At 49.4% G+C, this 14446-nt stretch carries 13 protein-coding genes; 11 read left to right on the top strand and 2 right to left on the bottom strand.

Features of this window, described 5'->3' with window-relative positions:
• The first annotated feature begins 53 nt into the window (after positions 1 to 53).
• The 4 genes from deoC (at position 54) to deoD (ending at position 4364) form a co-directional block, all read left to right on the top strand.
• Positions 54 to 833: a deoxyribose-phosphate aldolase gene (gene deoC, locus AB4K05_RS17420; RefSeq protein WP_368481199.1), complete on the top strand. Its 780-nt coding sequence runs from the start codon at positions 54 to 56 to the stop codon at positions 831 to 833.
• Positions 834 to 943: 110 nt separating this feature from the next.
• Positions 944 to 2266 carry a thymidine phosphorylase gene (gene deoA, locus AB4K05_RS17415; RefSeq protein WP_368481198.1) on the top strand — a complete coding sequence of 441 codons (1323 nt, stop codon included), beginning with the start codon at positions 944 to 946 and terminating at the stop codon, positions 2264 to 2266.
• A gap of 52 nt (positions 2267 to 2318) precedes the next feature.
• The gene (gene deoB / locus AB4K05_RS17410; RefSeq protein ID WP_368481197.1) at positions 2319 to 3542 is read left to right on the top strand and encodes a phosphopentomutase; all 1224 of its coding nucleotides are present in this window, start codon (positions 2319 to 2321) and stop codon (positions 3540 to 3542) included.
• Between the two features lie 102 nt (positions 3543 to 3644).
• On the top strand, positions 3645 to 4364 hold the full coding sequence (gene deoD / locus AB4K05_RS17405) for a purine-nucleoside phosphorylase (protein WP_368481196.1): 720 nt from the start codon (positions 3645 to 3647) through the stop codon (positions 4362 to 4364).
• Between the two features lie 107 nt (positions 4365 to 4471).
• Here the strand turns inward: deoD and lplA are convergent, their stop codons facing one another.
• Both lplA and AB4K05_RS17395 read right to left on the bottom strand, forming a co-directional pair.
• Entirely contained in the window at positions 4472 to 5488 is a 1017-nt protein-coding gene (gene lplA, locus AB4K05_RS17400; protein WP_368481195.1) for a lipoate--protein ligase LplA, read from the bottom strand.
• A gap of 18 nt (positions 5489 to 5506) precedes the next feature.
• Positions 5507 to 6139 (bottom strand): YtjB family periplasmic protein, encoded by a 633-nt coding sequence (locus AB4K05_RS17395; RefSeq protein ID WP_368481194.1) that lies wholly within the window; start codon positions 6137 to 6139, stop codon positions 5507 to 5509.
• 104 nt (positions 6140 to 6243) lie between these two features.
• On the opposite strand from AB4K05_RS17395, the gene serB reads away from it, so the two are divergent.
• From serB to AB4K05_RS17360, 7 genes are all read left to right on the top strand, one after another.
• Complete coding sequence (gene serB / locus AB4K05_RS17390; protein WP_368481193.1) at positions 6244 to 7215, top strand: phosphoserine phosphatase; 972 nt, start codon at positions 6244 to 6246, stop codon at positions 7213 to 7215.
• A gap of 11 nt (positions 7216 to 7226) precedes the next feature.
• On the top strand, positions 7227 to 8612 hold the full coding sequence (radA, locus tag AB4K05_RS17385; protein ID WP_368481192.1) for a DNA repair protein RadA: 1386 nt from the start codon (positions 7227 to 7229) through the stop codon (positions 8610 to 8612).
• Positions 8613 to 8855: 243 nt separating this feature from the next.
• Positions 8856 to 10088, top strand: coding sequence for a multifunctional transcriptional regulator/nicotinamide-nucleotide adenylyltransferase/ribosylnicotinamide kinase NadR (gene nadR, locus AB4K05_RS17380; RefSeq protein ID WP_368481191.1), 1233 nt, complete (start codon positions 8856 to 8858; stop codon positions 10086 to 10088).
• 386 nt (positions 10089 to 10474) lie between these two features.
• Positions 10475 to 11251, top strand: coding sequence for an ABC transporter permease (locus tag AB4K05_RS17375; protein ID WP_368481190.1), 777 nt, complete (start codon positions 10475 to 10477; stop codon positions 11249 to 11251).
• Complete coding sequence (locus AB4K05_RS17370) at positions 11248 to 11913, top strand: ABC transporter ATP-binding protein (protein ID WP_368481189.1); 666 nt, start codon at positions 11248 to 11250, stop codon at positions 11911 to 11913. Before AB4K05_RS17375 ends, AB4K05_RS17370 begins: the two co-directional genes overlap by 4 nt.
• A gap of 3 nt (positions 11914 to 11916) precedes the next feature.
• The gene (locus AB4K05_RS17365; RefSeq protein ID WP_368481188.1) at positions 11917 to 12945 is read left to right on the top strand and encodes a capsular biosynthesis protein; all 1029 of its coding nucleotides are present in this window, start codon (positions 11917 to 11919) and stop codon (positions 12943 to 12945) included.
• The gene (locus AB4K05_RS17360; protein ID WP_368481187.1) at positions 12938 to 14434 is read left to right on the top strand and encodes a stealth conserved region 3 domain-containing protein; all 1497 of its coding nucleotides are present in this window, start codon (positions 12938 to 12940) and stop codon (positions 14432 to 14434) included. Before AB4K05_RS17365 ends, AB4K05_RS17360 begins: the two co-directional genes overlap by 8 nt.
• Positions 14435 to 14446: the final 12 nt, after the last annotated feature.

The raw sequence follows: 14446 nt of genomic DNA, 5'->3' as shown, positions 1-14446 counted from the left end.
TCACAGACCCGCAAGGTAACGATTTAAACGGCAACGTGCCGTCGGAGATTAAAATGACTGATTTAAAGGCAAGCAGCCTGCGTGCGCTGCAGTTGATGGACTTAACGACCCTGAATGAAGACGACACCGATGCGAAAGTTATCGCGCTGTGTCATCAGGCGAAAACGCCGGTAGGTAACACTGCGGCTGTCTGCATTTATCCGCGTTTCATTCCGATTGCCCGTAAAACGCTCAACGAGCAGGGTACGCCGAACATCCGCATCGCGACCGTGACTAACTTCCCGCACGGCAACGACGATATCGACATTGCGCTGGCGGAAACCCGCGCAGCTATCGCTTACGGCGCTGACGAAGTTGACGTGGTGTTCCCATACCGCGCGCTGATCGCCGGGAACGAGCAGGTTGGTTTCGATTTGGTGAAAGCCTGTAAAGAAGCCTGTGCGGCAGCTAACGTGCTGCTGAAAGTGATCATCGAAACCGGCGAGCTGAAAGAAGAGCGCCTAATTCGTAAAGCATCGGAAATCGCTATCAAAGCCGGTGCTGATTTCATCAAAACCTCAACCGGTAAAGTGCCGGTCAACGCCACCCCAGAAAGCGCGCGCATCATGATGGAAGTGATCCGCGATATGGGCGTGGAAAAAACCGTTGGCTTCAAACCAGCGGGCGGCGTACGTAGCGCGGAAGATGCACAGCTGTTCCTGTCTATCGCTGACGAACTGTTTGGCGCTGACTGGGCGGACTCCCGTCACTACCGCTTTGGTGCCTCCTCTCTGCTGGCTAGCTTGCTGAAAGCGCTGGGCCACGGCGACGGTAAGAGCGCTAGCAGCTACTAAGCTGCCTGAATTGCCGGATGGCGGCTGCCGCCTTATCTGGCCTACAAAATGGTAGGCCTGATAAGCGAAGCGCCATCAGGCAATATTTCCCGATTACAAAGGAGGGTACCTTGTTTCTCGCTCAAGAAATTATTCGTAAAAAACGTGATGGCCTAGCGCTGAGTGATGAAGAAATTCGTTTCTTTATCAACGGTATTCGTGACAACACCATCTCTGAAGGGCAGATTGCGGCCCTAGCGATGACCATTTTCTTCCATGATATGAGCATGCCAGAGCGTGTCTCGCTGACCATGGCGATGCGCGATTCAGGGACCGTCCTTGACTGGAAAAGCCTTAATCTGAACGGTCCGATTGTTGATAAACACTCGACCGGCGGCGTGGGTGACGTGACCTCATTGATGCTCGGGCCGATGGTTGCTGCGTGCGGCGGCTATATTCCGATGATCTCTGGACGCGGTCTGGGTCACACCGGTGGCACGCTCGACAAACTGGAAGCGATACCGGGCTTTGACATCTTCCCTGACGACAACCGTTTCCGCGAAATTATTAAAGACGTGGGTGTAGCGATTATTGGGCAAACCAGCTCGCTAGCACCGGCGGACAAACGTTTTTATGCCACCCGTGATATCACCGCGACGGTGGATTCCATCCCGCTGATTACCGCATCTATTCTGGCCAAAAAGCTGGCAGAAGGTCTCGATGCGCTGGTGATGGATGTGAAAGTAGGTAGCGGCGCCTTTATGCCGACATATGAACTCTCTGCGGCGTTGGCGGAAGCCATCGTTGGCGTCTCCAACGGTGCGGGCGTGAAAACCACCGCGCTGCTGACCGACATGAACCAAGTGCTGGCCTCCAGCGCGGGTAACGCCGTTGAAGTCCGTGAAGCCGTACAGTTCCTGACCGGCGAATACCGTAACCCGCGCCTGTTCGATGTGACCATGGCGCTGAGTGTGGAAATGCTGATTTCCGGTAACCTGGCGAAAGATGATGCCGAAGCGCGTGCCAAGCTGCAGGCGGTACTGGATAACGGTAAAGCGGCGGATATCTTTGGCCGTATGGTCGCGGCGCAAAAAGGCCCGACCGATTTTGTTGAGAACTACGCGAAATATCTGCCAACGGCGATGCTGAGCAAAGCCGTCTATGCTGAGACCGAAGGTTTCGTCAGCGCGATGGACACCCGCGCGCTGGGAATGGCAGTGGTTTCGATGGGCGGCGGTCGCCGTCAGGCATCTGACACCATTGATTATAGCGTCGGCTTTACCGACATGGCGCGTCTGGGCGATAGCATTGACGGGCAACGTCCGCTGGCAGTGATCCACGCCAAAGACGAAGCCAGCTGGCAGGACGCAGCAAAAGCCGTCAAAGCGGCAATTAAACTGGACGACAAAGCGCCTGAAATTACGCCGACCGTCTATCGTCGCATCACCGAATAGTTATATACTGATCTGATCGCTTTTTTGCAGCGCAAGATGTATGGAGAACAAGATGAAACGTGCATTTATTATGGTGCTGGACTCCTTCGGGATTGGTGCAACGGAAGACGCTGACCGCTTTGGCGATGTCGGCGCGGATACCATGGGCCACATTGCTGAAGCCTGTGCCAAAGGCGAGGCTGACCACGGTCGTAAAGGCCCGCTGAATTTGCCTAACCTGACTCGCCTGGGTCTGGTGAAAGCGCATGAAGGTTCTACCGGTAAAATTGCCGCAGGTATGGACGGTAACGCAGAAGTCATCGGTGCCTATGGTTGGGCGCATGAACTGTCTTCCGGTAAAGATACTCCGTCAGGTCACTGGGAAATCGCTGGTGTGCCGGTTCTATTTGACTGGGGCTACTTCAGCGACCACCAGAACAGTTTCCCACAGGAACTGCTGGATAAACTGGTTAAGCGTGCCAACCTGCCGGGCTACCTCGGCAACTGCCACTCTTCCGGTACGGTTATCCTGGACGAACTGGGCGAAGAACATATGAAAACCGGCAAGCCGATTTTCTATACCTCCGCTGACTCCGTGTTCCAGATTGCCTGTCACGAAGAGACCTACGGCCTGGATAAACTCTACGAGCTGTGCGAAATCGCGCGTGAAGAGTTGACCGAAGGTGGCTATAACATTGGCCGCGTTATTGCGCGTCCGTTTGTTGGCGACAAAGCTGGCAACTTCCAGCGTACCGGCAACCGTCACGATCTGGCCGTTGAACCGCCAGCCGCGACCGTTCTGCAAAAACTGGTTGATGAAAAACACGGTCACGTGGTTTCTGTTGGTAAAATTGCGGATATCTACGCGAACTGCGGTATCACCAAGAAAGTGAAAGCCACCGGCTTGGACGCGCTGTTCGATGCCACCATCAAAGAGATGAAAGAAGCCGGTGATGAGACAATTGTCTTCACCAACTTTGTTGATTTCGACTCTTCCTGGGGCCACCGTCGTGATATCGCGGGCTATGCCGCTGGACTTGAACTGTTTGACCGCCGTCTGCCTGAGCTGATGAAGCTGGTGGGAGAAGATGACATTCTGATCCTCACCGCCGACCACGGCTGTGACCCTAGCTGGACCGGTACTGACCATACCCGTGAACACATTCCGGTGCTGGTTTACGGCCCGAAAGTCAAACCAGGCTCGCTGGGACACCGTGAAACCTTCGCGGATATCGGCCAGACGTTGGCGACCTACTTCGGTACGTCTCCAATGGCGTACGGTAAAAACATGCTGTGATGCACTTGCCCGGTGGCGCTTTGCTTACCGGGCCTACTTTTTTGTAGGCCTGATAAGGCGTAGCCGCCATCAGGCACTGACAATCTAAATAAGGATAAATTGATGGCAACTCCACACATTAACGCAGAAATGGGCGATTTCGCTGACGTAGTTTTGATGCCAGGCGACCCGCTGCGTGCTAAGCACATTGCTGAGACTTTCCTCGAAGATGTCCGTGAAGTAAACAACGTTCGCGGCATGTTAGGCTTCACCGGTACTTACAAAGGCCGTAAGATTTCCGTAATGGGTCACGGTATGGGTATCCCGTCGTGCTCTATCTACACCAAAGAGCTGATCACCGATTTTGGCGTGAAAAAAATCATCCGTGTGGGCTCCTGTGGTGCAGTACGCGCTGACGTGAAACTACGTGATGTGGTTATCGGTATGGGTGCTTGCACCGATTCCAAGGTTAACCGTATTCGCTTTAAAGATCATGACTTTGCGGCAATTGCTGATTTCGACATGGTACGTGACGCTGTTGATGCGGCAAAAGCGCTGGGCGTAGACGCGCGCGTGGGCAACCTGTTCTCCGCTGACCTGTTCTATTCACCAGACGGTGAAATGTTCGATGTGATGGAAAAATACGGCATCCTTGGCGTGGAAATGGAAGCTGCGGGTATCTACGGTGTTGCGGCAGAGTTCGGTGCGAAAGCGCTGACCATCTGTACCGTATCTGACCATATCCGTACTCACGAGCAGACCACTGCTGCTGAACGTCAGACGACGTTCAACGATATGATCAAAATTGCGCTGGAATCTGTCCTGCTGGGCGATAAAGCGTAAGATTGTAACTGTGCCCGGTGGCGCTTCGCTTACCGGGCCTACAATCCAACCCGGGCCTGTCGGTCTCGTGTAGGCTGGATAAGGCGAAGCCGCCATCCGGCAATCAACTACCGCACCGCGCCCGCAATCCATGCTGCGAGTTCCCGCAGCTCACTTTCCTGTTCCGGATAATCCGCTATCAGCCCCTTGCAGGTCTGCTCAAGCACATCTGCCCGGTACTGGCACCCTTGCAAGCGCTCGGCGAGCATCTCCAGCGGCGCTGGGTTCAGGCTATCGGTAAACACTTGCGTACGGGTGATAAGCCCCTTTTCAACGTCGAAGTGCAGCTCAACGCCGCCCCAGGTGAAACGCTCATCAAGCAGGTGCGAAAATGCCGGTGCCTGACCAAAGTTCCATTCCCAGCTACTCTGACGGGTGAAGGTTTCTGCGAAATTGGGCAAATCAGGCGTCTTATCTGGCGAGATAATCTCAGCTTCAACGCGCTCGCCATAGTGCTCGAAGAATGCCTCGGTCACGGCTTCGCAGATCTGTTCATGGGTAATATTTGGCAGCAGCTCCACCAAGTTTGCCACGCGTCCGCGCACGGAGGTGATCCCCTTCGCTTGGAGTTTCTTTTTATCGGGATTGAGATAGTTAGCAAGACGGCTCAGATCGGCGTTGAGCAGCAGGGTGCCGTGGTGAAAACCGCGATCTTTGGTTTCGCGGTAGGCAGAACCCGAAACTTTACGGTCGCCTTCTTCGGTTTTGACGATCAGATCGTTACGTCCTGAAGCCTCTGCAATAATCCCTAAAGAATTCAGCGCTTCCAGCACAATAGACGTTGATATGGTTTTGTCATACTCCGGTTTGCCCGCCATAAAGGTAAAACAGGTATTGCCGAGATCGTGGAATACCGCACCGCCGCCGCTGCTTCGACGAGCCAAACGGACGTTATCTTCTTCCATGCGCCGGGTATTACACTCCTTCCATGGGTTCTGCGCTCGCCCAATGACGACCGTATCGGCATTGCGCCACAGGAACAGCACTCTCTGAGTGGCGGGCATTTGCCGGAAAATACATTCTTCAACGGCGAGGTTAAACCATGGGTCGTGAGAGTCTGAGAGCAGCAGGCGCAGCGTTGACATAGCGATTTCCTTTTCTAATTAATCTTTATCTTCGTCCTGTACCGGCTTATTCGCGGTAAGCAGGAACGGTGACTGCTGCCAGCGGGTGCGTTTGCCACGCAGCAAAGTACGGGCAAGCACGACGCCAATAGCCAGCGATAGCAGCAGCATCAGACGCAAAATGTTGGTGGTGTTATCCACCTGTCCAGATTCGGTGGCGATGGTGTGGGTATCCAGCGTAAGGCGCAGATAACCCAACGGGCCGTTTTTCCCTTGAATGGGTTCGACGATCTGCTGGTTGAAGTAGCTGCCGGCTTTTTTGCCGTCCAGCGCCAGCCGGTCGCGAAGATCGACCTGCTCTCCGGCACGGGCAATCAAATCGCCTTGTTCATCGTAAACGCCAGCATCGAGAATACGGCTTTTACCGGTGAGCTGGTTAAGTAAATTACCGATCTTTTTCTCATCCGGCGTTTCACTTTTCATCATAGGCGCAAGATTCAGGGAGACCTGAAATGCCAGCGTCCTGGCGAGTTCTTCAAGCTGCGGATTTCGCTGTTTCTGGCTTTGTTGACTGAACCATGACGCCCCCTGCATCAAAGCAACCAGAAGAGCGAGACATATCAGAACAATCGCGGTGCGATGCAATCGAAATTTTAGTTTTGCGCGAACCATATTCCACCTTTGAAAATTTACAGCTTAATGTTGCCAGAAGCGCTGGTTACAAGGTAGCCTCATGCGTTATTTTCCTGGGCTTAATAGAGAAGATTGGAGCTGTAATGCCAAACAGTTTGACCTGGTGCGACCTGCCTGAAGATGTCTCCTTGTGGCCTGGGTTGCCGCTTTCGCTGAGCGGCGATGAAGTGATGCCGCTGGATTACCACGCTGGGCGCAGCGGCTGGCTGCTGTATGGCCGCGGCCTCAATAAAGCTCGCCTGACAACTTACCAACGTAAACTCGGCGCCGCTATGGTGATCGTAGCAGCCTGGTGCGTTGAAGACTATCAGGTGATTCGTCTGGCGGGATCGCTAACCCCAAGAGCTACGCGTCTGGCGCACGACGCTGGGCTGGATGTGGCGCCGCTAGGAAAGATACCGCATCTGCGCACACCGGGCCTGCTGGTGATGGATATGGACTCCACGGCTATCCAGATCGAATGTATCGACGAGATTGCCAAGCTGGCTGGGACGGGAGAGTTGGTTTCTGAAGTGACCGAACGTGCGATGCGCGGCGAGCTCGACTTTAGTGCTAGCCTACGTCAACGCGTCGCAACCCTGAAAGACGCCGACGCTAATATTCTGCGTCAGGTGCGTGACACCTTGCCTTTAATGCCGGGTTTGACTCAACTGGTCTTGAAGCTAGAAGCGCTGGGCTGGAAAGTGGCGATAGCCTCCGGTGGTTTCACCTTCTTTGCCGAGTACCTGCGCGATAAGCTGCGTTTGACCGCGGCAGTGGCTAATGAGTTGGGTATTCGCGACGGCAAGCTAACCGGAGAAGTGGTTGGCGATATCGTTGATGCGAAGTACAAGGCTAAAACGCTGCTGAGGCTGGCCGAGGAACACGAGATTGCGCACGCTCAGACGGTAGCAATCGGCGATGGTGCGAACGATCTGCCGATGATCAAAGCCGCCGGACTGGGAATTGCTTATCATGCCAAACCGAAAGTGAACGAACAGACGGAAGTCACTATCCGTCATGCCGATTTGATGGGGGTATTCTGTATCCTCTCCGGCAGTATGAATCAGAAATAAAGAGGTAAACCGTGGCGAAAGCTCCTAAACGCGCATTTGTCTGTAACGAGTGCGGTGCGGATTATCCGCGCTGGCAGGGGCAGTGCAGCGCCTGCCAGGCCTGGAACACCATCACCGAGATGCGCGTCGCGGCTTCCCCAACGGTCGCACGCAATGAACGCCTGAGCGGCTACGCCGGTAACGCGGGCGTGGCGAAGGTGCAAAAACTCTCGGACATTAGCCTAGAAGAGCTTCCGCGCTTTTCTACCGGCTTCAAAGAGTTCGACCGCGTGCTGGGCGGCGGTGTGGTTCCTGGCAGCGCCATTTTGATTGGCGGCAACCCAGGTGCCGGTAAGTCGACGCTGTTGCTGCAAACACTGTGCAGGCTGTCGGAGCAGATGAAAACTCTGTACGTCACCGGGGAAGAGTCATTGCAGCAGGTGGCGATGCGCGCGCACCGTCTTGGTCTGCCGACCGCGAACCTCAACATGCTGTCTGAAACCAGCATCGAGCAGATTTGCCTGATTGCTGAGGAAGAACAGCCGAAGCTGATGGTTATCGACTCCATTCAGGTGATGCACATGGCGGATATCCAGTCTTCACCGGGTAGCGTCGCTCAGGTGCGCGAAACGGCGGCATACCTCACGCGCTTTGCGAAAACCCGCGGAGTGGCGATTGTCATGGTCGGGCACGTCACGAAAGACGGTTCGCTAGCAGGTCCGAAGGTGCTGGAACACTGCATCGACTGTTCGGTGCTGCTCGATGGCGATGCCGACTCTCGTTTCCGTACCTTGCGCAGCCATAAGAACCGCTTTGGCGCGGTGAACGAGCTTGGCGTATTCGCCATGACCGAACAGGGGCTGCGTGAAGTGAGCAACCCTTCCGCTATCTTCCTGAGCCGTGGTGATGAAGTGACTTCAGGTAGCTCGGTGATGGTGGTGTGGGAAGGCACGCGACCGCTGCTGGTAGAGATTCAGGCGCTGGTGGACCAATCAATGATGGCGAACCCAAGGCGCGTAGCCGTGGGGCTTGAGCAAAACCGTCTGGCTATCCTGCTTGCGGTTCTGCATCGTCATGGCGGTTTGCAGATGTCGGATCAGGATGTGTTCGTCAACGTGGTCGGCGGCGTGAAGGTGACTGAAACCAGTGCTGATTTAGCCTTGCTGATGGCGATGGTTTCCAGTCTGCGTGACCGACCGCTCCCACAGGATCTGGTTGTATTTGGTGAAGTGGGTCTTGCCGGGGAGATTCGTCCTGTTCCTAGTGGACAAGAACGTATTTCGGAAGCGGCAAAACACGGTTTCCGTCGTGCTATTGTCCCAGCCGCTAACGTGCCGAAAAAGCTCCCAGAAGGGATGCAGGTCTTTGGCGTGAAGAAACTTGCCGACGCACTGGGTGTTTTTGATGATTTAACCTGATAACTCAGTCAGATCGGCCATATTTACCCGGATAGTACAGTGAGTGCTTCCGGGTTTTTTGTATAATGATTATGCCAGTGATACTTCAAGATGCACGTTTCTACAACGTAGGCTGGATAAGTTGCTTGCACTGCCATCCGACTCCTTTTGCCTGATGGCGCTTCGCTTATCAGGCCTACTCGATCATGCATCCTGATGTTTATTGTGTATAAATGATTTCCCCCAATTTTGCAGGAGGCTCTTGTGTCGTCATTTGACTATCTAAAAACCGCAATTCGTCAGAAAGGCTGTACGTTACAGCAAGTCGCTGACGCGAGCGGCATGACCAAGGGCTATTTAAGCCAGCTTCTCAACGCCAAAATTAAAAGCCCCAGCGCGCAAAAATTGGAGGCATTACACCGCTTTCTGAACCTAGAGTTCCCGCGCCAGCAGAAAAATATTGGCGTGGTATTCGGTAAATTTTACCCGCTGCACACCGGTCATATTTACCTTATCCAGCGTGCCTGTAGCCAAGTCGATGAGCTGCATATCATCATGGGTTATGACGACACACGCGATCGCGCGTTGTTTGAAGACAGCGCTATGTCGCAGCAGCCAACCGTATCCGATCGCCTGCGTTGGTTATTACAGACCTTCAAATACCAGAAAAACATCCGTATTCATGCTTTCAATGAAGAGGGCATGGAGCCGTACCCGCACGGTTGGGACGTGTGGAGCGCGGGGATAAAAAGCTTTATGGAAGAAAAGGGTATTCAGCCGAACTGGATCTACAGTTCAGAAGAGGCGGATGCGCCGCAGTACCTTGAGCATTTGGGCATTGAAACCGTACTGATTGACCCGAAACGTACGTTCATGAGCATCAGCGGTGCGCAGATCCGCGAAAACCCATTCCGCTACTGGGACTACATTCCGACCGAGGTAAAGCCCTTCTTCGTGCGTACGGTGGCTATTTTAGGCGGTGAGTCGAGCGGGAAATCAACGCTGGTGAACAAGCTGGCGAACATCTTTAACACCAGCAGTGCTTGGGAGTATGGACGCGATTACGTCTTCTCTCATCTTGGCGGGGACGAGATGGCGTTACAGTATTCCGACTACGACAAAATTGCCCTTGGCCACGCGCAATATATTGATTTTGCGGTGAAGTATGCCAACAAGGTCGCGTTTATCGATACCGATTTTGTCAGCACGCAGGCCTTTTGCAAGAAATACGAAGGACGTGAGCATCCGTTTGTGCAGGCGCTTATTGACGAGTATCGCTTTGATTTGGTTATCCTGCTGGAAAACAACACCCCATGGGTGGCTGACGGTCTACGTAGTCTAGGTAGTTCGGTTGATCGCAAAGAGTTTCAGACGCTGCTGGTGTCGATGTTGGAGAAGAACAATATCGAGTTCGTCCACGTCGAGGAAGCTGACTATGACTCGCGATTCCTGCGGTGCGTGGAGTTGGTCAGGCAGCTAATGGGTGAAGCCGGGTAGGTCTAAAGCTAAAACGGTAGGTGAATATTATTTATCTACCGTAAATAACTCCCTCTATATTAATAACATCAATATATACATTATATTTGGATTTGATATTAAGAAATTCGCTCAGTGAATTTCAAATGGAATTTAATGGGCGCTTTTAAAAATATAATGACAGTTTGCTTTGTTATGTTCTAAATTACCGGTGTTGGGAAAATCCTAGTTTATTCATCAAGGGAATGATGTTGAATTATTAATTTACATGGGGAATGGATTTCACATGTAACTGCCCTCATTCACTCCTTTCTTGATTTCTACTCCCATTATAATTTTTTCTTCCCGGCTCGTGGTGCCCTGAAGCCAGGGGCGGTAGCGTGCTTGATTACATTATCGGATAAACAATGGCTAGAAGTGGTATTGAAGTTCAGCGAGCCGCCGTCAGCGCGCTCTTTCTTCGTGAAATTAAAACGCGTTTCGGCAAATATCGCCTAGGTTATTTTTGGGCAATACTGGAGCCCGCAGCACATATGCTAGTGATGCTCGCGGTATTCGGATTTATTATGCATCGTACTATGCCTGATATTTCATTCCCGGTATTTCTTATCAACGGCATTATTCCATATTTCCTTTTTAGTAGTATTTCTACGCGTTCGATTGGCGCGATTGAAGCGAACCAGGGGTTATTTAACTACCGCCCCGTAAGACCGGTGGACACCATTATCGCCCGAACGCTGCTCGAGAGCCTGATCTACGTCGGCGTGTACATCATGCTCATGGCGATTGTCGGCCTTGCTGGTGAAGACTTTGCGGTCACCCGTCTAGTGACGTTGATTCTCACCTGGCTGCTGTTAGCGCTGTTCTCCTGCGGTGTTGGGCTTATTTTTATGGTGGTTGGGAATGCTTTCCCAGAGATGGAGAAGTTTCTGCCAATCCTGATTAAGCCGCTCTACTTTATCTCCTGCGTTATGTTTCCACTGCATGCGGTTCCGCGTGATTACTGGCCGTATCTGTTGTGGAACCCGATTGTGCACATCGTTGAGCTAAGTCGTGAATGCGTGGTGGCGAACTACGTTAGCGACGGGGTGAATCTTCCGTATTTGGCGTTTTGTACGTTGGTGGTGCTTTTCCTAGGTCTAGCACTCTATCGCCACAATGAAGAGGCGATGCTGACATCATGATTCGTATCGAAAATTTGTCAAAATCATACTTCACCCCGCAGGGGCGGCATTACGTTTTTAAAGATCTCAATATTGAGCTGCCGAGCGGCAAAAGCGTGGCAATTATTGGCCGCAACGGCGCAGGGAAATCAACACTGCTACGCATGATTGGTGGTATCGACCGGCCTGACAGCGGACGGATTATTACCGACAGCACCATCTCATGGCCAGTCGGCTTGGCGGGAGGCTTTCAGGGCAGCCTGACCGGGCGCGAAAACGTGAAGTTTGTGGCGCGCCTGTATGCCACCCGCGATGAACTAAAAGAGAAGGTCGCTTTCGTTGAGGAGTTTGCCGAACTGGGGAAATACTTCGATATGCCGATTAAAACCTATTCTTCGGGGATGAAGTCACGCCTGGGGTTTGGGTTGAGTATGGCGTTTAAGTTCGATTACTACTTGGTGGATGAAGTGACGGCGGTAGGTGATGCCAGATTTAAGCAGAAGTGTGCGAAGTTGTTTAAAGAGCGGCACAGGGAAGCGAGTTTTTTGATGGTGTCGCATAGTTTGAATTCGTTGAAGGAGTTTTGTGATATTGCGATATTTATCGGAAGATGCGGAAGTGTGAAAGTCTATGATGATGTCATATCTGCAATTAATGTCTACAGGCATGAGGAATGTGTGTAAATAATGCAATCTAACAGATCTACCCAACCTCCTATCCTAACCTGTATTATCCCTATAGATTTAAGACGGCGTCCAAAAGATATTATCGCAAGGGCACTATTTTTGGCAGAGCAGGCAAAGTTGAATAATGTTGTTTTGTCATTCGGACTGAATTTTTCTGGGGGATATCATGAGAGGCATTTTTGTGAACGGTTGGGGAGTTTCTCAAATGTTAAAATAAATAAAGTTAGAAACAATGAGACTATAAACCTTTCACGTTTAAGGAATTATGCCTTTCAAGGGGTGGCAACTGAACATACTCTTTTACTAGATGTCGATATTTATCCTGATTTTGAACTTTTTTTGAGGGGTTTAACAACCATTGATTATAATAATGCAGGGTTCTGTATATATCCTTGTTTATACTTGAGCGAAAAGGGTAGCAATAATTTAATTTCGAAGAGAATAACGCCTTCAAATCTTCTCCAAAGATATTTTTCATTTTCCAGAGTTGAGTTTTTGCATTTGGCAAGCCCGTCATCGATCACTTTAATGAAAAGCGATATATATAAATATATAGGTGGATTTAATGAGCTTTTTTTTGACCATGGATATGAGGATTTTGATTTCCTCTTAAGGCTATGTAAAACTTTTGGAGGGCTCAATAATGAAAAGGATCTGTTAGTAGATTTGCCTTCTAGGTCTCCCCTTTTTGCTGTCGGATTTAGACGTCATTTGGGACGATTTTGCTTTCCCCAGCTTTTAAATAAAGATATTTTATTCCATATATATCATGCTAAGAAGCAAATGAATGATGATTTTTATTATCATAATCGACACTTGAATTACACTATTTTTCGAGAGATGCATAGCAATGGTGAGGCTTTAGATGAACAAGGATTGCTAAAAACACAATTAATTGATTTTATAGAATTCGTTGTGGAAAATAAAAAATCAATAAGTGATTACTCTATATTTTTTGAAAATAAACCAGGTCATGTTGACCGTTTTTATTCGTTTAAGCGGAAATTGAGGTTTTTAATACATGGTTAACAGTATGTTTATTCGAAAGGCAAAAAAAATGATAAAAGATCCTAATATGTTCTTTTATGATTATTTTAAGAAAAAACTCGGCGATAAGATAATAGTAAAGAGTGACAACCCCTCTGAAATGTTTGAGTTTAACTATTCTATCGACATTAGTGACATTATGAGGGGTGGGGTTGCGAAATATATATGTGATAAATTCAACGGCGGATGTTGTGTTAAATCTAATGATGATTTTAATAGCATTGCTTTTTGGTCTGGCCACTTGAATTTATTCATAAGTTTTCTTAATTCACTGTGCAGGGTGTTATCGTATTCAATTAAAATTTATACTCTTAATGGTGGTTATAAATATGAGGTGGGAAATGGCAATGAATGGGATATTAAAAAAATAATTAGGGGATTGGCGAAACGCACTGACTTTGTAATAGAGTTGTCTAATGGAATTGATTACTCCGAGATTTTTAACATATATCTTTATGACATAAATACTGAAAGTATAGTAACGATGCGTTCAAAGCATGTATTAGCAAAAAAATTTCATATAAATGATATAAATGTTATTTACAACAACCCTAAAGCTAATGTAAAAAAAGTAGATGTTGTTTATACATGGGTCAATCAAACAGATATTGATTGGCAGGAGCTGTGGATGAAAACTTTTCCTGAACAAGACTTTGATCCAGACAGGTTTACTGATAATGATGAGCTTAAATATTCATTAAGGTCAATCAATAAATACGCACCATGGGTGAATAGAATATTTATTGTTTCTAACTGTAGGCCTCCAGAATGGTTAGGTTATAGCTCTAAAATAGAGTGGGTCTATCATGAGGATATTTACCCTAGAGAAGATATGTTACCCACCTTTAACTCTCACTCTATTGAGTGTTGTTTACATAGAATTAAAGGATTGAGTGAGTTTTTTATATACTTTAATGATGATGTTGTTTTGGGGCAGCCTTGTTTGGTTTCTGATTTTTTTGATGATATTGGTCGATCGATTTCCTATTGGGAACCTTATGGAATGGTATATGAGTATTCCAGTAGAAGTGAACTCCCAGATTATATGAAAGCCTCAATAAATTCCAGCCTGCTGCTGAAAAGTGTCGAAAGTGGGTATAATGCAAGGAACCTAATGAAGCATGTTCCTCATGCATTAAGAAAATCAGTTTTGGAAGAGGTGGAGACTTTATTTTCGGAGCGTGTAAATGAAACTAGATATTCAAAGGTGAGAGGTGATGGCGATATTAACCTTACGTCATTTCTATATCATCATTACTCAATTCTCAAAGGGCTATCTATAAAAGGAGTGATGTCTGATATTATAGTTAGACCTTCAAATATAAAGAAGGTAGTGAGCGAGTTTCCATTTTCCTATAAGGTGATGTGTTTCAATGATGGGGGAGGGAGTGCCGAAAATAAATCATACAAGACAATGTCATTAAATTACCTCAGTGGCAGATTGCCTGAAAAAGCAACATGGGAAAAATAAAGTAGCATTATT

It is taken from the genome of Kluyvera sp. STS39-E (assembly GCF_040932435.1).
GTDB lineage: Bacteria > Pseudomonadota > Gammaproteobacteria > Enterobacterales > Enterobacteriaceae > Kluyvera.
The sequence above is the reverse complement of the archived record's forward strand: the minus strand, read 5'-3'. Positions and strand labels throughout refer to the sequence as shown.

Bases quoted from the DNA above. Each gene is read 5' to 3' on its own strand.
- AB4K05_RS17360 (WP_368481187.1), top strand. From the start codon at position 12,938: ATGGTTAACAGTATGTTTATTCGAAAGGCAAAAAAAATGATAAAAGAT.
- AB4K05_RS17395 (WP_368481194.1), bottom strand. From the start codon at position 6,139: ATGGTTCGCGCAAAACTAAAATTTCGATTGCATCGCACCGCGATTGTT.
- deoC (WP_368481199.1), top strand. From the start codon at position 54: ATGACTGATTTAAAGGCAAGCAGCCTGCGTGCGCTGCAGTTGATGGAC.
- AB4K05_RS17370 (WP_368481189.1), top strand. From the start codon at position 11,248: ATGATTCGTATCGAAAATTTGTCAAAATCATACTTCACCCCGCAGGGG.
- lplA (WP_368481195.1), bottom strand. From the start codon at position 5,488: ATGTCAACGCTGCGCCTGCTGCTCTCAGACTCTCACGACCCATGGTTT.
- AB4K05_RS17375 (WP_368481190.1), top strand. From the start codon at position 10,475: ATGGCTAGAAGTGGTATTGAAGTTCAGCGAGCCGCCGTCAGCGCGCTC.
- deoD (WP_368481196.1), top strand. From the start codon at position 3,645: ATGGCAACTCCACACATTAACGCAGAAATGGGCGATTTCGCTGACGTA.
- serB (WP_368481193.1), top strand. From the start codon at position 6,244: ATGCCAAACAGTTTGACCTGGTGCGACCTGCCTGAAGATGTCTCCTTG.
- deoB (WP_368481197.1), top strand. From the start codon at position 2,319: ATGAAACGTGCATTTATTATGGTGCTGGACTCCTTCGGGATTGGTGCA.
- AB4K05_RS17365 (WP_368481188.1), top strand. From the start codon at position 11,917: ATGCAATCTAACAGATCTACCCAACCTCCTATCCTAACCTGTATTATC.